Annotated in this window: 17 protein-coding genes; 12 read left to right on the top strand and 5 right to left on the bottom strand. The window is 67.8% G+C overall.

What is annotated here, in order from left to right; all coding sequences use genetic code 11:
- Positions 1–77: 77 nt before the first annotated feature.
- On the top strand, positions 78–1619 hold the full coding sequence (hutH, locus tag IE106_RS02190) for a histidine ammonia-lyase (RefSeq protein ID WP_189529949.1): 1542 nt from the start codon (positions 78–80) through the stop codon (positions 1617–1619).
- Positions 1620–1670: 51 nt separating this feature from the next.
- Here hutH and IE106_RS02185 read toward each other — a convergent pair whose 3' ends face one another.
- Positions 1671–1994: a hypothetical protein gene (locus tag IE106_RS02185; protein ID WP_189529505.1), complete on the bottom strand. Its 324-nt coding sequence runs from the start codon at positions 1992–1994 to the stop codon at positions 1671–1673.
- Between the two features lie 106 nt (positions 1995–2100).
- Between IE106_RS02185 and IE106_RS02180 the strand changes: the two genes are divergently transcribed.
- Both IE106_RS02180 and IE106_RS02175 read left to right on the top strand, forming a co-directional pair.
- The gene (locus IE106_RS02180; RefSeq protein WP_189529504.1) at positions 2101–2475 is read left to right on the top strand and encodes a hypothetical protein; all 375 of its coding nucleotides are present in this window, start codon (positions 2101–2103) and stop codon (positions 2473–2475) included.
- Positions 2476–2664: 189 nt separating this feature from the next.
- On the top strand, positions 2665–3939 hold the full coding sequence (locus IE106_RS02175) for a L,D-transpeptidase (RefSeq protein WP_189529948.1): 1275 nt from the start codon (positions 2665–2667) through the stop codon (positions 3937–3939).
- A 76-nt stretch (positions 3940–4015) separates the two neighbouring features.
- Here IE106_RS02175 and IE106_RS02170 read toward each other — a convergent pair whose 3' ends face one another.
- Together IE106_RS02170 and IE106_RS02165 are read right to left on the bottom strand one after the other, a co-directional pair.
- Positions 4016–4402: a hypothetical protein gene (locus IE106_RS02170; protein WP_189529503.1), complete on the bottom strand. Its 387-nt coding sequence runs from the start codon at positions 4400–4402 to the stop codon at positions 4016–4018.
- A 67-nt stretch (positions 4403–4469) separates the two neighbouring features.
- Positions 4470–5372 (bottom strand): helix-turn-helix domain-containing protein, encoded by a 903-nt coding sequence (locus IE106_RS02165; protein ID WP_189529502.1) that lies wholly within the window; start codon positions 5370–5372, stop codon positions 4470–4472.
- A 128-nt stretch (positions 5373–5500) separates the two neighbouring features.
- Between IE106_RS02165 and IE106_RS02160 the strand changes: the two genes are divergently transcribed.
- The 3 genes from IE106_RS02160 (at position 5501) to IE106_RS02150 (ending at position 7752) form a co-directional block, all read left to right on the top strand.
- On the top strand, positions 5501–6544 hold the full coding sequence (locus IE106_RS02160) for an NAD(P)-dependent alcohol dehydrogenase (RefSeq protein ID WP_189529501.1): 1044 nt from the start codon (positions 5501–5503) through the stop codon (positions 6542–6544).
- A 113-nt stretch (positions 6545–6657) separates the two neighbouring features.
- The gene (locus IE106_RS02155) at positions 6658–7011 is read left to right on the top strand and encodes a DUF1330 domain-containing protein (protein WP_189529500.1); all 354 of its coding nucleotides are present in this window, start codon (positions 6658–6660) and stop codon (positions 7009–7011) included.
- A gap of 207 nt (positions 7012–7218) precedes the next feature.
- Positions 7219–7752, top strand: a complete 534-nt coding sequence (locus IE106_RS02150) for a hypothetical protein (protein ID WP_229839940.1) — start codon at positions 7219–7221, stop codon at positions 7750–7752.
- A gap of 284 nt (positions 7753–8036) precedes the next feature.
- On the opposite strand, the gene IE106_RS02145 is transcribed toward IE106_RS02150, so the two are convergent.
- Positions 8037–8240, bottom strand: coding sequence for a DUF397 domain-containing protein (locus tag IE106_RS02145; protein ID WP_189529499.1), 204 nt, complete (start codon positions 8238–8240; stop codon positions 8037–8039).
- Entirely contained in the window at positions 8237–9064 is an 828-nt protein-coding gene (locus IE106_RS02140; protein ID WP_189529498.1) for a helix-turn-helix domain-containing protein, read from the bottom strand. Before IE106_RS02140 ends, IE106_RS02145 begins: the two co-directional genes overlap by 4 nt.
- Positions 9065–9237: 173 nt before the next feature.
- On the opposite strand from IE106_RS02140, the gene IE106_RS30090 reads away from it, so the two are divergent.
- From IE106_RS30090 to IE106_RS30080, 6 genes are all read left to right on the top strand, one after another.
- The gene (locus IE106_RS30090) at positions 9238–9432 is read left to right on the top strand and encodes a hypothetical protein (protein WP_373295898.1); all 195 of its coding nucleotides are present in this window, start codon (positions 9238–9240) and stop codon (positions 9430–9432) included.
- 437 nt (positions 9433–9869) lie between these two features.
- Positions 9870–10229, top strand: coding sequence for a hypothetical protein (locus IE106_RS02135; RefSeq protein WP_189529497.1), 360 nt, complete (start codon positions 9870–9872; stop codon positions 10227–10229).
- A 476-nt stretch (positions 10230–10705) separates the two neighbouring features.
- Positions 10706–11053: a hypothetical protein gene (locus IE106_RS02130; RefSeq protein WP_189529496.1), complete on the top strand. Its 348-nt coding sequence runs from the start codon at positions 10706–10708 to the stop codon at positions 11051–11053.
- Complete coding sequence (locus IE106_RS30085) at positions 11050–11427, top strand: hypothetical protein (protein ID WP_229839937.1); 378 nt, start codon at positions 11050–11052, stop codon at positions 11425–11427. The genes IE106_RS02130 and IE106_RS30085 overlap by 4 nt, the downstream gene beginning before the upstream one ends.
- A 348-nt stretch (positions 11428–11775) precedes the next feature.
- On the top strand, positions 11776–15129 hold the full coding sequence (locus tag IE106_RS02125) for an NACHT domain-containing protein (RefSeq protein WP_373295888.1): 3354 nt from the start codon (positions 11776–11778) through the stop codon (positions 15127–15129).
- A gap of 871 nt (positions 15130–16000) precedes the next feature.
- Positions 16001–17143: a TIGR02391 family protein gene (locus IE106_RS30080; RefSeq protein ID WP_229839935.1), complete on the top strand. Its 1143-nt coding sequence runs from the start codon at positions 16001–16003 to the stop codon at positions 17141–17143.
- Positions 17144–17833: the final 690 nt, after the last annotated feature.

Raw genomic sequence — 17833 nt, 5'->3', positions numbered from 1 at the left:
CACTCAGGGGTAAGGGGCGGTCGCAGGACGGGGTAGTGACATGCTGCGATTCAATCCGTAGGCTGCTGAATATGGATATGCACACTGTCGTGGTGGGGACGTCCGGTACCACCGCCGCCGACGTCATCGCCGTCGCCCGCGGCGACGCCCGTGTCGAGCTCTCCCCCGAGGCCCTCGACGCACTCGCCCGCGCCCGGGAGACCGTGGACGCCCTCGCCGCCAAGCCCGAGCCGGTGTACGGCGTGTCGACCGGGTTCGGGGCGCTCGCCACGCGGCACATCGGCCAGGAGCTGCGCGGCCGGCTCCAGCGCAACATCGTCCGCTCGCACGCCGCCGGCATGGGCCCGCGCGTCGAGCGGGAGGTCGTGCGCGCCCTGATGTTCCTGCGCCTGAAGACCGTCGCCTCCGGCCACACCGGCGTCCGCCCGCTCGTGGCGCGGACCATGGCCGACCTCCTCAACGCGGGCATCACCCCCGTCGTCCACGAGTACGGCTCCCTCGGCTGCTCCGGCGACCTCGCGCCGCTCTCCCACTGCGCCCTCGCGCTCATGGGCGAGGGCGACGCCGAGGGCCCCGACGGCACCGTCCGCGCCGCCGGCGACCTGCTCGCCGAGCACGGCATCACCCCCGTCGAACTGCGCGAGAAGGAGGGGCTGGCCCTCCTCAACGGCACCGACGGCATGCTCGGCATGCTGGTCATGGCCCTCGCCGACCTGGAAAAGCTGTACAAGACGGCCGACGTCACCGCCGCCCTCACCCTGGAGGCGCTGCTCGGCACGGACCGGGTGCTGCGCCCCGAGCTGCACGCCATCCGCCCGCACCCCGGCCAGGCCGCGGCGGCCGCCAACATGCTCGCCGTCCTCGACGGCTCCGGCCTGGTCGGCCACTTCCAGGTGGACGAGGCCCCCCGCGTCCAGGACGCCTACTCCGTGCGCTGCGCCCCGCAGGTCGCCGGCGCCGGCCGCGACACGATGGCGCACGCCCGGCTCGTCGCCGAGCGCGAGCTGGCCGCCGCCGTCGACAACCCGGTCGTCCTGCCGGACGGCCGCGTGGAGTCGAACGGCAACTTCCACGGCGCCCCCGTCGCGTACGTCCTCGACTTCCTCGCCGTCGCCGCCGCCGACCTCGGCTCCATCGCCGAGCGCCGCACCGACCGGCTCCTCGACAAGAACCGCAGCCACGGCCTGCCGCCGTTCCTCGCCGACGACGCCGGCGTCGACTCGGGCCTGATGATCGCCCAGTACACGCAGGCCGCGCTGGTCAGCGAGATGAAGCGGCTCGCCGTCCCGGCGTCCGCCGACTCCATCCCGTCGTCCGCGATGCAGGAGGACCACGTCTCCATGGGCTGGTCGGCGGCGCGCAAGCTGCGCACCGCGATCGGCAACCTCAACCGGATCCTCGCCGTCGAGCTGTACGCGGCGACGCGGGCGATCGAGCTGCGCCACGGGCTCACCCCGGCGCCCGCGTCCCGCGCCGTCATCGACGCCCTGCGCGCGGCGGGCGTGCAGGGGCCCGGCCCGGACCGGTTCCTGGCGCCCGACCTGGACGCGGCGGACGTGTTCGTACGGGAGGGCGGGGTCGTCGCCGCGGTCGAGCCGGTCACGGGCCCGCTGGCCTGACGGCCGGGTCCGGTGGGCCCGCGCCCACCGGACCGCCCCGGGGCGTACGCGTCAGAGCGCCGCGTGCGCCCCGCGCCGTACCGCGAAGGTCACCAGGCCGAGGCCGACGGCGAGGAACGCCGAGCCGCCGAGCAGGTACGGCCCGGTCTCGGCGTGCCCTCCCGTGTCGGCCAGCCGCAGCTCCTGCGCGGCGTGGCCCCGGGGCGGCTCCCCGCCCGGCGCGCGCGGCGCCGAGGCGTCCTGGGACGACGACCGCCGGGTCTCCGGGGAGGCCGGTTCCTCACCGGTGGCGTTCGCCGAGGGGACGAACCACAGAGCACCGAGCAGCGTCCCGGCGGCGGTGGCGGTCAGCAGAGGTCGGCGTGCGACGGACACAGATTCAGATCCCCTTGCGGAATCGAGAATTGGGTGTTGCGCCGATGCTAGTGAACACAGCGGGTCGTGGAAAAGTCGCGGCTCCGGGCGGCTTACGCTCCGTCATATGAGCGCTTCTGAGACCTCACGGTATGTACGGCTTCGCGTGGACCTGGTGCTGGAGGTGACCGAACGGGACCGGCTGACCGACGCCGCTCTGCAACGGATCAAGGACGACGAGTTCATGCCCGAGGAGGAGCGGGCGCACGCCGGCACGGCCGTCCACGAGGACGAAGCGGAAGCCCTCGCCTACCTGGTCGAGCCGTTCCAGCTGGTCGGCGAGGTGCCCGGCGTGGAGCTCGTCCAGGCGTCCTGGAGCAGCGAGCAGGCCGACTACGACCCCGACGCCGACGCCTGGCAGCTCGACGACGAGGACGAGGACGAGGACGACGAGGACGACGCGGACGGGGACGACCGGGACGCGGACGGCCACCGCCTCTGAGCCGGATGTGTGACACCCTTCAAGGTCCCGGATGCCCGCACGCGCGTGTGTCCGGGGCCACCCCGAGACCCGGAACCGGGATGCGCGCCCGCGCGTCGATCAGTGGTGTTCCCCACACCCTGCGCCGAAGTGGAACCGGAAGGGGTGTTATGGGTGTTGTGGGGAAGTATTGACAGGGAATCCATGACGATGGAGAAGCGTGTGATGACGGACGGTAAGCGGCGCAGAGGCCTGATGGCCGCGTCCGCACTGCTCAGCGGTGTGCTGGTACTCACGGGCTGCAACAGCGGCGACGAGGCCGATGCCGCCAACGGCAGCAGTGAGAGTCCGAACAGCTCGCAGGCCCAGGTCGACGAGGCCGCGGCGCAGAAGACCTCGCAGGCCCGAATATCGATCACCCCGAAGAACGGCGCGATCAACGCGTCGATCAACAACGACGCCAAGGTCACGGTCGCCGAGGGCACGCTCACCTCGGTCACGATGACCTCCTCCGAGGGCACGGCGGTCAAGGGCGAGCTCTCCGCGGACGGCAAGAGCTGGCAGCCGTCCGAGCAGCTGGAGCGCGCGACCACCTACCGGATCACCGCGACGGCGAAGGACTCCGAGGGCCGCGAGGCCCACGAGAACGCGTCCTTCACGACGGTCTCCCAGGCGAACAGCTTCATCGGCAACTTCACGCCCGAGGACGGCTCGACCGTCGGCGTCGGCATGCCGGTGTCGATCAACTTCAACAAGCCGATCAGCGACAAGAAGGCCGTCCAGGCCGGCATCGAGGTGTCCTCCTCCAGCGGCCAGGAGGTCGTCGGTCACTGGTTCAACACCCAGCGCATCGACTTCCGGCCCGAGAAGTACTGGACCGAGGGCTCCACGGTCACGCTGAAGCTGAAGCTCGACGGCGTCGAGGGCGCCGACGGCGTCTTCGGCGTCCAGCAGAAGACCGTCACCTTCAAGGTCGGCCGCAACCAGGTCTCGACCGTCGACGTGGCCACCAAGACCATGACGATCCAGCGCAACGGCAAGACGGTCAAGACGATCCCGATCTCCGCCGGCTCCCCGGACAACCCGACCTACAACGGTCAGATGGTGATCTCCGAGAAGTTCAAGGAGACCCGGATGAACGGCGCGACCGTCGGGTTCACGGACGACGACGGCAAGGGCGAGTACGACATCAAGGACGTCCCGCACGCCATGCGGCTGTCCACGTCCGGCACCTTCATCCACGGCAACTACTGGGGCGCCGACTCCGTCTTCGGCAACGTCAACACCAGCCACGGCTGCGTGGGCCTCAACGACGTCAAGGGCGCCGGCGACCCGAACCAGCCCGCCGCCTGGTTCTACGACAACTCGCTCGTCGGCGACGTGGTCATCGTCAAGAACTCCAAGGACAAGACCATCAAGCCGGACAACGGCCTCAACGGCTGGAACATGAGCTGGGCCGACTGGAAGGCCGGCTCGGCCCTCTGATCCGCCGGCCACCGGCCACCGCACCAGGAAGGCGGCGGCGCCCCCACGGGGCGCCGCCGCCTTCGCCGTGCACCGGTCAGCTGGTGTGGTACTGCGTCGGGCCGCGCTGGACGAGCACGCTCCCCTTCCACGTGGACACCGACCAGACGACGGCCTTGCCCTCCGGCAGCCCGCTCACCGCGCAGGTCTGCGTCACGACCCCGTCCGCCCGGGTCGCGCACCGCCCCACGACGTCCTCGGCGCCCAGGTCGACGCGGTACTCGACGCGCACCGTCGCCCCGTCCACCGCCGTGTCCCGCACGGTGAACGCGTCCCGCGAGCTGCTCCAGCACCCCGAAGCGCCGCTGATCGTGGAACAGCCGTCCAGGGCCTGGGCCGACGTGGCCCCGTACATGCCGCCGGCGAGCAGCAGCGACGTGGTGAGCGCGACGGTCCGCGCGCGGGTGGTCTTCGATACGGCCATGGCCGATTCCCCTCGTGATCCCCCGGTGATGATGGTCAGGGATCACGATAGGTGCGGAATCCGTTACTCAGGAGTCCCCAGGTGCGGGAGATGTGGAAGTTCCGAATGTGCCCGACGGGGCGTCGGCGGCGTCCACGCCCCAGTTCGCGAGGAGGCGCAGCGCCTCGGCGGAGGGGGAGCCCGGCTCCGCCGCGTACGTGAGGAGGCTCTGGTCGTGGTCGTCGGCCAGCTTCAGCGTCTCGTACGACAGGGTCAGCTCGCCGACCAGCGGGTGCCGCAGCCGCTTCACGCCGTGGCCCTTCTCCTGGACGGTGTGCGCCGCCCACAGCGACCGGAACTCGGGGCTGCGCACCGACAGGTCCCCCACGAGCGTCGCCAGCCGGGGGTCGTCCGCCGAGCAGCCCGCGTACATCCGCAGGACGCTCACCACCTCCGTCGCCTTCGCCTCCCAGTCGACGTACAGGTCGCGGGCGGCGGGCGACAGGAAGACGTGCCGGGCCATGTTCCGCTCCTCCGGATCCAGCGCGGCGAAGTCCCCGAACAGGGCGCGCGCCAGCCGGTTCCAGGCGAGGACGTCCAGCCGCTGGCCCAGCACGAGCGCCGGCACCGACTCCATGGAGTCCAGCAGGTTCAGCACGGCCGGACGCACCGTCTGCCGGCGGAAGCCGCGGTACCGCTTGCGCTTCCGGTCCGCGGGCTTCGCCAGGTGCAGCAGGTGGGCGCGCTCGGCGTCGTTCAGGCGCAGGGCGCGCGCGATGGAGTCGAGGACCTCGACGGAGACGTTCTGCCCGTTCCCCTGCTCCAGGCGCGTGTAGTACGCCACCGAGACGCCCGCCAGCAGCGCCAGCTCCTCCCGGCGCAGCCCCGGCACCCGCCGCAGCCGCCCCACCTGGGGCAGCCCGACGTCCTCCGGCTGCAGCCGGCCCCGCCGGCTGCGGAGGAACTCGCTCAGTTCGGCACGCTGGTCCATGCCCTCCAGTATCCCGCCCGCCGGTGGCAGGCAGCGGGCCGTCCCTGCCCCCGCCAGTGGTAGGAACAGCGAACGTACGAACGACAGAGGGCTGGGTGGAACCGCAGGTGGGAGACAGGATCTCCACCATGACCACGAACGTTCCCGCATACGCAGCCCCCTCCGCCAAGGCCCCGCTGGAGCGCACCACCGTGCCGCGCCGCGCGGTGGGTGCGCACGACGTCCTCATAGAGATCAAGTACGCGGGCATCTGCCACTCCGACATCCACCAGGCCCGCGACGGCTGGGGCCAGGGCATCTACCCGATGGTGCCCGGCCACGAGATCGCCGGCGTGGTGACCGAGACCGGCGCGTCGGTGACCAGGTTCCGGGTCGGCGACCGGGTCGGCGTCGGCTGCTTCGTCGACTCCTGCCGGGAGTGCGACTACTGCCGCCAGGGCCTGGAGCAGTACTGCGTGCGCGGCATGACCGGCACGTACAACGACCGCGACGGCAACGGCGACCCCACCTACGGCGGCTACTCGACCCACATCGTCGTCGACGAGAACTACACCCTCCGCATCCCCGACGCGCTGCCGCTGGACGAGGCCGCGCCCCTGCTGTGCGCCGGCATCACCCTGTACTCGCCGCTCGCCCGCTGGAAGGCCGGCCCCGGCAAGTCGGTCGCCGTCGTCGGCCTCGGCGGCCTCGGGCACATGGGCGTGAAGATCGCCCACGCGATGGGCGCCGAGGTGACCGTGCTCAGCCAGTCCCTCCGCAAGGAGGCGGACGGCCGCAAGCTGGGGGCCGACCACTTCCACGCGACGAGCGACCCCGCGACGTTCGAGAAGCTCGCCGGCACCTTCGACCTGATCGTGTCGACCGTGTCCGCCCCGCTCGACTTCAGCGCCTACCTGAGCCTGCTGAAGACGGACGGCGCGCTGGTGAACGTGGGCGCCCCCGAGGAGCCCGTCGCGCTCAACCTCTTCTCCCTCATCAACGGCCGCAGGACCCTCGCCGGCTCGATGATCGGCGGCATCGCCGAGACGCAGGAGATGCTCGACTTCTGCGCCGAGCACGGACTGGGCGCGGAGATCGAGGTGATCCGCGCGGACCAGATCAACGAGGCGTACGAGCGGGTCCTCGCGAGCGACGTCCGCTACCGCTTCGTGATCGACGCCTCGACGATCTGACGGACGCCGCGCGGGCACGGACCGGATGATCGCGTTCCGCCCCTCGTCGGGCACCCTGGTGACCAACGAGCCCCACACCGGGGCCGGTTGGTCACCAGGAAGAGGAGACGCCCATGCCCGCGTACGTCCTAGGGAACCTGCGCCCCGCCCCGACCCTGCACGACGAGGTCCTCACCTACATGGAACGGGTCCAGGGCACCCTGGTCCCGTTCGGCGGCCGCTTCCTCGTGCACGGCGCCCCGGAGCGGGAGGTGCGGGAGGGCCAGTGGCCGGACTCCCTGGTGCTCATCTCCTTCCCGTCGCTGGACCACGCCCGCCGCTGGTACGACTCGGAGGAGTACCAGGCCCTGCTCCCCCTGCGCACCCGCCACATCGACGGCGACGTCCTCTTCGTCGACGGCGTGCCCGAGGGCTACGACCCGGCCACCACGGCCGCCGCCATCCGCGCGGCCCAGTCGGCGACCTGACCGTCCGGGCCGGGGCGCCGTACGCCGGCGCCCCGGCCGCTCCGCCGCCCTTCGTTGCCCGCGGCAGGCAGCCGAGCCGTGCCCGGTGTGCCGACACCGGCCCGTGATGCCGGCCCCGCACCCCGCCTAGCCTCTTCGACACCACCTACGGGACGCGGGGCACGTGCCGCGCCGTCCCGACGCGAACGGAGACGGAAGGCGGGGGACGTGGACGGCACACCGCACACAGGCGCCTTCGGCACGCACCGGCAGCGCACGGCCGCAGCCGGGCCGGGGCCCCGCGCGGCCCTGCTGGCGTCGCTGGTCCTCGCGCTGCTCCTGGGCGCGCTGTCGGTGCTGGTGATGCTGCCGGCGGCCCGGCACCTGCGTTCCCTCCAGGACGGCGAACGGGCTCGGGCGACGCTGCACACGGGCGGCGCGTGCATGGCGGGCCACTGCCGGGTCGAGTTCGAGGCCGGCGGGCGGACCGTGGTGGCCGACCTGCCGGCGGGCAGCGGCGGCGGCAGGAGCCCCGCCGGCACCCGGCTGACCGTCCGGTACCGGGCGGACGATCCACGGGTGGCCGCCCGCGAAGAGGACGTCGGGGGCGGCGGGGCGATCGTGCTGGCGGCGATGTCGGGCGGGGGCGCCCTGCTCTTCCTGACGATCTCGGCCGCGGCGGCGCTCTCCGTGGCACGGCGGCGGCACGCGGACGCGACGCCCGACCGGGCCCCCCGGGAGGGGCGGCGGCCCGGCGGCTAGGACGCCGCCGCACCGCGTCCCGCCCGGCGGGCCCGGACCGCTTGCGGACGGGCACGCACGGCTGCCGGGCCGTGGCGGCGCGGCCGGATCAGTCGCCGTCCAGGGCCAGCCTGATCGTGAGGGAGACGCCCGTGCCGCCGAACCGCTGCGGGGATTCGGCGCACTACCGGGTTTCCGTCATCGGGGCGCGGCAGGGCTTCCGACCTCGGCGTACTCCGGGCAGCAGAAAGCCCCACCGTGCGTCGCACGATGGGGCTCTGGACCGGTGGGCGTCGGGCCGGGGGTCAGGCGGTCCCGAACTCTCCGCTCTTGACGCTCGCGACGAAGGAGGCGAACGCTCCCGCGGGGATGTCGAGAACCGGGCTGCTCAGGTTCTTGGAGTCGCGGACGGGGACCACGCCGTGCGAGGCAACGAGGTTGGCGGCAACCTCAACGCAGTCGCCGCCGTTGCTGCTGTAGGAGGACTTGAAGAACTGCGGTTCGGTCACGGTGCGCCCTTTCGAAGCTGTTCGATCATGGCTACGGATTCCACCTGCGAGCGGGCTTCGGCCTGCAACTGATGGTAGGCCGTCATCATGGGCAGAACGACTCGGCTGTCCCGCTCCAAGTAGCCCTGCGTCGCGGACTCCGCGTAGACGATGACAGTTCGATCCGGCATCGTGGCCAGCCGCACCGGTAGGTCGAACGTTCTCCGCTCGCCGAGGGCGTAGGGAGCCACTTGCAACACGGTGGTCGGCAGTGCGGCGAATGCGACAAGTCGATCCAATTGCCCGTCCATGACCCCCGGCCCCCCGACCGGCCGCCGGATACAGCTCTCGTCCAGCACCGCGTAGATCAGTGGCGCGGGGGCCCGCTCCAGGGCCGCTTGCCGTTCGGCGAGGAGGGCCAGCCGCTCCTCTGCCTGCTGCTCTGTGATCGCTCCGCGCCGTACCGCGCCCGTGGCGATGGCCGCCGCGTACTCCGGGGTCTGGAGCAAGCCCGGAATGATCCCCAACTCGAAGAGTCTGATCTCCGCGGCCCGCTTCTCGTGTGCCGCGTACTCCGGGAAGCCTTCGAGTATCGCCGAGCTGCGCACGGCTCGTCCCTGCCGCTCCAATTGGTCACCCGTGCCGAGCGCCTTGTCAGCGCTGTGCGCGAAACGGGGAGTTGGTGACCGCCGACCAGTTTCGACGGCGGAGATATGCGTTCCGGAGTACCCCATGCGCTCCGCTAGATCGTCCTGCGTCCATCCACGTTCGTCTCGCAACCTGCGCAGACGTTCCCCGAACCGAGCCTTCGGTGACTCGTCCGGGTCTAACTCCTTACGGTTCAAGGAATCTCACCTGACTTTCCGTGCAAGCTGCGCAAGTTGAAGACCTCCTGACTCTAAGCCACGCTGAGCCACCCCTGGTAGTGGAAGCACTACGGAGAGGAGTGGCGGTGCCTGTGCAGGACATTCCCACAGACGGGGGAGGGCCCGTCCATGTCCCGTCCCCCGGCACGTTCATGGTGGACACCAGCCGGGGCGACCGGGTGGGGGAGTTCCGGAGGGTCGCCGGCCCGTACTGGTCGCTGCGTCCCGCCTGCGGTGGACCCGAGTGGGAGGCCGAACCCGAGTCCGTCCGCCGGGCGACCCGCACGGAACGGCTTCACGCAGAGATCGAACGGTGGAATGCCCGAAGCCGGGGTGAGCTGCTGTGAGGCGGGTCCGTGACCGGTGGGCCACACTGGGCGGATGGTGGCAACTGGAGGGGCAGTTCACGCACTCGATGTTGCTGTTCAGCCCCGGACGGAGACGGGCTGTCGCCTTCGCCGAAGCGCATTCGACGAGCGGTTCGTGAGCGAGCTGCGCGAAGAGCTCGAAGCCCTCGCAGGCGTCACCGCGGAAGACGCGTGGCTGCGAACCACCTTTCCGCGGATACGGCCCACGGCGTCCGTGCCCGCTGACGGCCCCGGCGCTGTGCCCGCATGACCGGACAGGTCTCCGAACCGGCGTCCCGAGTCGGGCGTCGAGCGTTCCGTTCCCGTGCACGGGGTGCCGTTTCCCCCGGAGCCGTGAGGGCGCCACCACACCGCCCCGCCCGTGTGCCGTCCCCGCGACACACGGGCGGGGCTCCCTTCCCCACCGAGGAAACCCCATGCTGCAATGCACCGCCCTCGCCGCCGTCCGGTCCCCGCAAGGGGAGATCGGCTACCCCTCCTGCGAACTCGGCGAAGAGCACGACGGAGAACACGCGGAGTTCTGCTGGGACGACGACGCGACCGGCGGGGCGGTCTGGTTCCGGTGGGGCGCGCTCGGCGGACGCTTCGTCCTACTGCCCTGGTGCGAGACCACCGGTGGGGAGGACGACGACGCGTGCACCCTGTTCGAGCACCACCCTGCCGCGCACTCATGGGCCGTCGTCGACCCCACCCGCGAAGCACTGCGGCAAGAGATCGAACGCCTGCACCCCGAACTGGCCCGGCGCCCGAAGCCGGGCCGGGACCAGTCGTCCTGACCCTCGCCCTCACCTGCCTTGACGGTGTCGGCCGGGGACAGTCCCCGTCTCCGCCCGGCCGGACGAGCACCTTTTCCCGGAGCACCCCGCCATCGGGTCACCGCGGGGTGGAGCCAACGGCGGGGTGCTCCGGCCCACCGTTGAGCCGACCGTCACACAGCCGCGACCGCACCGGCCGTCATCGACGCGTACGGAATCCGGGCAGGCAGGGCGCTGCTCGCCGGACCGGGACCAGTGAGCAGCGCGTTCGGTGCCACCGCTCCCTCCGCGGGTGGTCGCCCTCTCGGTCACGGACGAAATCGGTACCGGTACGACTCCAGGCGTCGAGCACCAGGCCGAGCAGACCGAACGCAGTTGAGGCTTGAGCACGGCCAGCGAGCTCGCGCTCGCCCACCGAATCATCGTGCACGACAGCCCGGCGGCCACACGACCACCGCGGGCCTCCTCACTCTGGCCGGTCCCGCAGAGGATCCCCCATGCTGACGCCCATCCCCTTCGAAGCTCCTAGTACGAGTACCGGCCCCTTCCTCTACCAGTGCCGGGCTGCCGCGTACCTCCTGCACGAAGTCCGCTCCATCCCCTTGGGAGCACACGACGCCGCGAGTCCGCGTCTGGCACTGCGCTGGTTACAGGAGCGCACGCGCCACATCACGGATCAGCTCGACGCTCCTCACGCACGACCGGGCCTGTACTGGCTGTCCGACGAGGCCGAGCACGAACGCGCCCTCGCCTACCTGACCGCAGGCACCGGCTATCAACTCACCCTCCACGACGAGAGCGCCCGCTACGTCCCCGCAGTCCACCCGACGGGAGCGACCTTGTGAGCAGCCCCACCCGCGGCTACTGGTGCGAATGCTGGACCCAAGACCTCACCACCACCGAGGCCCCGGTACTCCGAGCGTCCTTCGACGCCTACTCGGCATCCCAAGCGAGCCGATGGGTCGCCATCGCCTTCCGCACCATCTCCCCAGCACTAGACCCCAACGCCTCAGACCGAGTCTGGACCTGGCTCTACGAGGAACGCGCCGAGACCATCAAGGCCCTCATACGCTCCGAGCCCTGCACCCTGACCATCACGCAGGCCGGCACCCACATCACATGGACGATCCGACCAGCGCTCTTCCTGCCCCTCGCACACCGGCAGAACACCGAACTCCCAGCATGTATCAGCAGCTTCAAGCCCCATCGCAGAGACTGAGTTACAACCTTCTCTACGGGTTCAAGGCGGCTCGCTCCGCTCACCGCGCGCGGCCCGCCCGCTGGCCGGGCCTGCGCTCCTGTCTCCGCCCCGCTCCAGCCCGGCCGGCGCCCGTGCCGCGCACTACGCGTTCAGCCGCCAGATGTCAGAGAAGGGGTACGTCGCGGCTGGGGCAGTCGGCTCCACGGCTTTACGCAGCCACTTTGGCGCGAGCCTCGAAGATCATGGCCCCAACGTCGTGCTTTACCGGGCAGGTCCACAGACTGCCCGACGCGCTGGAAGCTTACGGGGCCATGATCACTCGCGCCAAAGCAGCGCCGCCCCAAAGCCGCTCCACCGACCTACGGGATGGAGCCTGCATCTTCTGCCATCGGGCAGACAGCCGCGCGCCCGAGCGCGATACTGGTACCTTCGCGCGATCATGGGTTCGGGGGTGTCGTGTCCGTAGAGGTTGCGGCGATTGGCGTCGGACGATCAGTTATACAACTCGTTGCTGGTCGCTGGCTGTCGAGTCGCACAGCTCAATCCTCGGCGTCCAAAGATCTGGCCGACTTGATCAAAACTGGAATGTCAGACGAAATCAAGAGGCGAAAGACGGAGCGCCAGTTCGAAGCGATCGCCGACGCCGTAACCGACCGGTTGCTGACCTTCACTCGGCAGGAGTTCGGCGGGCTGGACGACGGCGACCGTGAGGCGGTTCTGCATCACGTCGCTCTTACCTTTGATCGCGCCGACCTGTCAGACGAGGCTTTGTTGGCCGATGACATGGACCCGGTGAAACTGGCACGACGCCTTCGGGCGACGTTGCCTGCCCAGGAAGCAGACTTCCAACTTGGCGACGCAGGTGCGCGGCTCTACGAAGTGGTTTTGGATGAATGCTGTGACTGCTTGGCCCGCATCCTAATTCACCTTCCGCAATTCGAACCGCGCGCAACCGCCGAGACCTTGGTTAGGCTTTCCGCCATGGCTACGCAGGTAGAAATGGTGTTGTCCCGCCTACCCGCGCGGTCACTCATCGCACCGGATGGGGAATCAGAGGATGAGGAATTCAGTCGCCGCTACCTTGCCTCCATCAGTGAAAACCTCGATCGCCTAGATCTATTCGGGTTGCGCTTCGAACGTTTCACGCGCCCACAGACCACATTGAGCGTTGCCTACGTCAGCCTCAATGTCTCCCAGGAGGGAGGGAAACTCGGGCATAAGAAGCAGGCTGTCCCCGTCGATGACTGGCGTTCGGGAAATCGCGAGACTGGGGCTGTCCGCGCTGAGCGCGTTCTTAGCGATCACCGTCTCATGCTTATACGTGGCGAGGCGGGCGGTGGAAAAAGCACCTTGTTGCGCTGGCTGGCGGTCATGGCCGCGCGTGGCGCTTTCGTTGGCGAGCTATCAGATCTCAACGGATTCGTTCCCTTCTTGATCAAACTGCGTAGCCACGCCGGTCGAACTCTGCCTCGGCCTGAGGAATACCTCGACGATGTGGCAGGAAATCTGAGCGGAATCATGCCGCGCGGCTGGGTGCACCGACGGCTACTCTCTGGCCGGGCAATGCTCCTTGTCGACGGGGTTGACGAGGTCGCTGCTTCCCAACGCCAGGCCATACGCCAGTGGATCAAGGAGATAGTCTCTCAGTTCCCCGGCATCCGCGTTGTGATTACCTCACGACCTGCAGCAGCCGCTTCTAGCTGGCTAAGCGCCGAAGGCTTCGAGAGCGCCTTCCTGGAACAGCTTGGGCCAGCCGACCTGCGCGCCCTTGTACAGCACTGGCACGACGCGGTACGCGACTGCGCCGATCTTCCGTGCCCTGTGGAGCGTTTGCCTGCCTATGAGGCGAAGCTGATGGCCAGACTGGAATCCGCACCGCATCTCCGGGCGTTGGCCTCAACGCCGCTCTTGGCCGCAATGCTGTGCTCGCTCAACATCGACCGTGAAGCCTTGCCCCGCGACCGCATGGGTCTCTATTCCGCAGCCCTCGACATGCTGTTAGAAACACGGGACGCCAAGCGCAACGTTCCTAGCGCGCGGATAATTCCGTTGGAACGCGAGCAGAAAATTCGCATCCTGCAAGATCTGGCGTGGCAGCTATCCACGAGCAATCGTGTTGAACTACCCAAGCCGATGGTGGAGCGACTGATCGCCGACCGCCTGACTGCGATGCCGCAAGTACGTGTCACTGCTGACGCAGTGTTGGAAGCGTTGCTAGACCGCAGCGGCGTCATCAGAGAACCGGTGCCCGGTCGAATCGACTTTGTGCACCGCACTGTCCAAGAATACTTGGCAGCCAAACAAGCAGCTGACCTTGGGGACATGGACCTGCTCGTTCGCAACGCCCACCGTGACCAGTGGCGTGAGACGGTCGTAATGGCCGCTGGCCATGCCAACGAGCCACTACGTCGCGAGTTGATTGCAGGCATCCTGAACCGAGTGCAAGCCGAGCGAAAGGTAGCCCGGCGACTCAAACTACTAGCAGCAGCATGCCTCGAAACGCTTCCTGCGGTTCCAACCGATCTGGGTACTGCCCTCGACAGGTGCATCGACGACCTTATTCCGCCGCGCGACACGGTCGCCGCTCGATCCCTGGCTACCGCCGGCGAACCAGTCTTGCATAAGCTACCGACAAATCTAGAGGAACTTCCCAGGGAAGCGGCTGAGGCGACCGTACAGACGGCCTGGCTGATCAATGGGCCGAGCGCTCTAGATCTCCTAGCACATTACGCATCCGACAAACGTCGCAACATCCAATTTGAGGTCACTAGAGCATGGGAGTACTTTGACCCCGAGGAGTACGCCGAACGGGTCTTGGCCACCATGCCACCTGGCGCTCCTATATTCGTGAGATCTGCGACTCAGTTCGCAGCGCTCCCTAAGATCCCTCCACTCGCTGAAGTGGAAGCATCAGTCACTGGCCCAGTCGACTTGCAAGCTTTGGCAGCGCACTCTTCCTCACTTCAACAGCTTTACCTCTACTACGACGAGCCAGGCGCAGATCTGACGAGACTACCGGAACTTCCAAATCTTGTGCATCTCGCCCTTGGTCTCCCAAAGCTCACAGATCTTAGCTTTTTGGATCAGCTTCCCCCTCTAAGAATGGTATGGTTCACCCACTGTAGGGACATCCAGGACTACTCCCCTCTCATTCGATTCTCCGAGCTAGAAACACTGGCCCTTTTCAACAGTTCGCAGTTGCGCAACCTTAATCAACTTCCGCCACTCACGAAGGTTCAATCACTCTCGCTGGCGGGGTCAAAACTTAACCAGGGCGTCGCCGATCTGGTCGAAGCAGCACCCATGACGGGGAACCTTTATCTCGAAAACTGCGAATGGGTCGATAATCTTGATCCTTTGTCCGGGCTTGATCTGCATGATCTTCGAATCAGGGGGGACGCTGGCGTATCGGACTTGGGAGGGCTGAGCAGTCAAGCGAATCTCTCATTCCTTGATATATCCGGTACGAGCGTAAGCGACCTTGCACCTCTGGCGACATGTACTAAACTTGAAACGCTGCGCCTAGAAAACTGCAACGCTGTATCAGATCTGCACCCTATCGCAGAGCTGCCATATCTTAAAGAACTACGGATTAATGGGATTGCAAGCGAGATAGACTTGTCACCCCTGTCGGAAAATCGAATGCTAACGGTACACGCAGACGCCCGGCAAAACGTCAAGGGCGGGGACGCGCTAGGGCGACGACTGAGGATCCGTTGATCGATCACTCAAATTAAGGGATCGAACTCCGCAGGAGACAGTCAAAACAGCTGCGCCCGTGCCAGGTGCGTGCCAGTTTCTGCGGGGAACCACGGGCAATAGCGGGCACCAACTCGGCGAAAGATCAGGCGCCGAGGCCACTGCCATGCAGGCCAGCGCAGGTACTACCCAGAGATCACATCAGCTTCCCAAGCTGAGGGCTCGCGCGCCGTCGTCACGAGCCGGCCGTCACGACTGCTCTGGTCGACGACATAAGCCGGAAGCGTGGCTGAGGCCGGTGGGGGTGCAGCGAAGCATACGCGCGCCTGGTCGGCCGTGCGCACCTGCCGTCGTGGCTGACTGTCGTCGGCTGGGGTTCGTGCCACAACCGTGCCAGATGCAGGGGTCAGCCACGGTCAACACCGGTGCCCCACGGTCGAGTAGCCGCTCACTTCCTCGGCCGACGAAGCCGCAGCTCAGCCCGCAGATCACCCCGCCTCTCTCCTAAAGTGGTGATCAGTCGGCTTGTGGACCGTAGACGCGGCAGGAGCAGGGGAAAGCGGTCGTCGCCGTGGCCGGTGTCATCCTGTTGTGACCCGGCTCGTCTTCCGCGCTCGCAGCGCCCCCTCGGACCAGATCAAGGCCGCCGCGCAGGTCCGCCTGGATGCCTCACCGGACGCGGGATACGTGGCCCTGGTGAACCCGTGGCCACCGGCAGGACGCCCGACGAGGCACAGTTATAGGCCGCGTAGGGCAACCTGCTGGAATGAGAGAAGCAGGGCCTTCGGCAGGCGATGTGGATGCACGGCTGCGCTGATGATCCCACCCCGTAGACCAGCACCTCAGTAGTAACCTGCGAGCAGGTTCAGGCTCGGACACTGGGGGGAAGCACGTGATCGTTCGGACCATTGCGCCGGAGGGAATGCCGCGGCCCACCGGGGAGGATGGCCATGTTCTTCTCGACGTGGTCTGGCAGCACTTCTCTGCCTCCCTTCGCTGGCCCACCTTCGATTACGTGGATCGGAAGCTGTATGCGTCGGGCCTGAAGTTCGAAGAGGCCGTGCAACAGCTGTGCCCTGCACTGCTGCGGGGCGTAGATGCCGACCTGTGGCGGCTGCCGCAGGGCCTAACGGAGCTGTCTCTGACGGTCGCTGGCGCTGCGAACTGCGCCAATACCCTTGTTCCCATCAACGGCGTCCTCGTCATGGTGCGGACAGCGGCCTTGATCGAGCCCCACTATCAGCCCAAGGAGCCCGGGGCGCTGCCAGAGCTGCGGCCCGACGATCTACCGCCTCCAGTGGATGACGTCGATCTGGCGTTGCTGACCAAGAAGAGCAGGTTCGTTAGCTTCGCGCTCGCGCTGCATGAGCCCTGCTTTCGCGGTGGCGGCCACAACCTAGACGATCTCGATTGGACGCTGCGCTACGACCGGGACATTCGGCCGTTTGCTGGCGTGCACCGACTGGATGAGTACTGGCGCATCCGTGAGCAGATGCTGGGGCCGGCGCGGGTTGAGGCTGACAACACGCCCTTCGGACAGCGCCTGGAGCCCACTTTCGCTCCGAGACTGACAGCCGTCCCGGTCGGTTCAGAGGGCGGGAAGTCGACGGAGGCCATGGAGGTCACCTGCATGCTGCATCCGCTGATCGCGGAGGTCGCCGCCGAGCGGTACAGCGGAGGCTTCTACTACGACGCGGTCAGGAGTGCCCTGCAGGCTGTGGAGCACCGCGTGCAGAACCTGGCCGGCACCACCGAGGTCGGTGAGAGGCTGATGGGCTTCGCCTTCGGCAACAAGCCGGATCCCCCAAAGATCACGGCGACCCGGTCCACGGGAGGCTCGCTGGAGAGCGAGCAGAACGGCATGCAGTTTCTGTTCAAGGGAGCGATGGGCGCCCTGCGTAACCCTCGCATGCACGGCCCGGACGAGAAGGACGCCCGAGACGAGGCCGACGAAATGCTGGTCTTCGCCAGTTTCCTGATGCGACGCCTCGACATCGAGGACGAGCAGCGTATCGCCGCCTCATCGAGTCCTTGATCGCGTGCTGCCTTTAGGCTGGCTGCGGTCGTGGGGCCCGGTCGCCTGGAGGTCCCGTGAGGCTGCGCGAACCGGCTCAAGCGGGCGTCACAGGTTCAACGCCTGCTACAGGCACGAGGACACAGGGTGAACGCAGAAGGGTTGCCTCCCAGTCTGGCCCTTCGTCGTGTTCGGGTGTGCCACACGCTACGCGGTGCTGTTCTCTCGTCAGGAGCGTCAGTCGAACCATGTAGACAGCAGGCCCGCGACGGTTGCGCATAGCAGGCCGACGGAAGCAAGCACGGCGGGAGCTGTGATCTCTGGTGCTTGTTCGAGGCTTACGAGTTCGATGCGCTCTCGAACGTGGACAAGGTCACCCCAGGTGCTCTCGCTGGGTACTTCTCGTTCCAGCCTGCTCCTACGTTCCTCATCTGACAGCCCAGCGTCTCCCATGATCTGTTCGTACCTACGGAGCTTCCGCCTGAGGTGATCTCGTCGGCTGTCCACTCGCCGCCAGAGTAGCCAGACGCCAAGCGCCGGCAGTACGCCGCTGGCTACAGTCAGGATGGTGATCGCTAGTTTCACTCCTGCACTATGCGATGCACACCCAGTGGCAGGGAAGCCGTAGGAACGTTGTGCATGAGCCTGGCCCTTACGCCGAGTGAGTGTCTAACTGCGTGACAACGCCCACGAACACCAGCGCACAACTGC

The sequence above is a fragment of the Streptomyces roseolilacinus genome (assembly GCF_014649335.1).
In the GTDB taxonomy this organism is placed as follows: domain Bacteria; phylum Actinomycetota; class Actinomycetes; order Streptomycetales; family Streptomycetaceae; genus Streptomyces; species Streptomyces roseolilacinus.
The sequence above is the reverse complement of the archived record's forward strand: the minus strand, read 5'-3'. Positions and strand labels throughout refer to the sequence as shown.

Excerpts from the sequence above, each read along its gene's own strand:
- hutH (WP_189529949.1), top strand. The coding sequence starts at position 78 with ATGCACACTGTCGTGGTGGGGACGTCCGGTACCACCGCCGCCGACGTC.
- IE106_RS02180 (WP_189529504.1), top strand. The coding sequence starts at position 2,101 with ATGAGCGCTTCTGAGACCTCACGGTATGTACGGCTTCGCGTGGACCTG.
- IE106_RS02175 (WP_189529948.1), top strand. The coding sequence starts at position 2,665 with ATGGAGAAGCGTGTGATGACGGACGGTAAGCGGCGCAGAGGCCTGATG.
- IE106_RS02170 (WP_189529503.1), bottom strand. The coding sequence starts at position 4,402 with ATGGCCGTATCGAAGACCACCCGCGCGCGGACCGTCGCGCTCACCACG.
- IE106_RS02165 (WP_189529502.1), bottom strand. The coding sequence starts at position 5,372 with ATGGACCAGCGTGCCGAACTGAGCGAGTTCCTCCGCAGCCGGCGGGGC.
- IE106_RS02160 (WP_189529501.1), top strand. The coding sequence starts at position 5,501 with ATGACCACGAACGTTCCCGCATACGCAGCCCCCTCCGCCAAGGCCCCG.
- IE106_RS02155 (WP_189529500.1), top strand. The coding sequence starts at position 6,658 with ATGCCCGCGTACGTCCTAGGGAACCTGCGCCCCGCCCCGACCCTGCAC.
- IE106_RS30090 (WP_373295898.1), top strand. The coding sequence starts at position 9,238 with ATGGTGGACACCAGCCGGGGCGACCGGGTGGGGGAGTTCCGGAGGGTC.
- IE106_RS02135 (WP_189529497.1), top strand. The coding sequence starts at position 9,870 with ATGCTGCAATGCACCGCCCTCGCCGCCGTCCGGTCCCCGCAAGGGGAG.
- IE106_RS02130 (WP_189529496.1), top strand. The coding sequence starts at position 10,706 with ATGCTGACGCCCATCCCCTTCGAAGCTCCTAGTACGAGTACCGGCCCC.
- IE106_RS02125 (WP_373295888.1), top strand. The coding sequence starts at position 11,776 with ATGGAGCCTGCATCTTCTGCCATCGGGCAGACAGCCGCGCGCCCGAGC.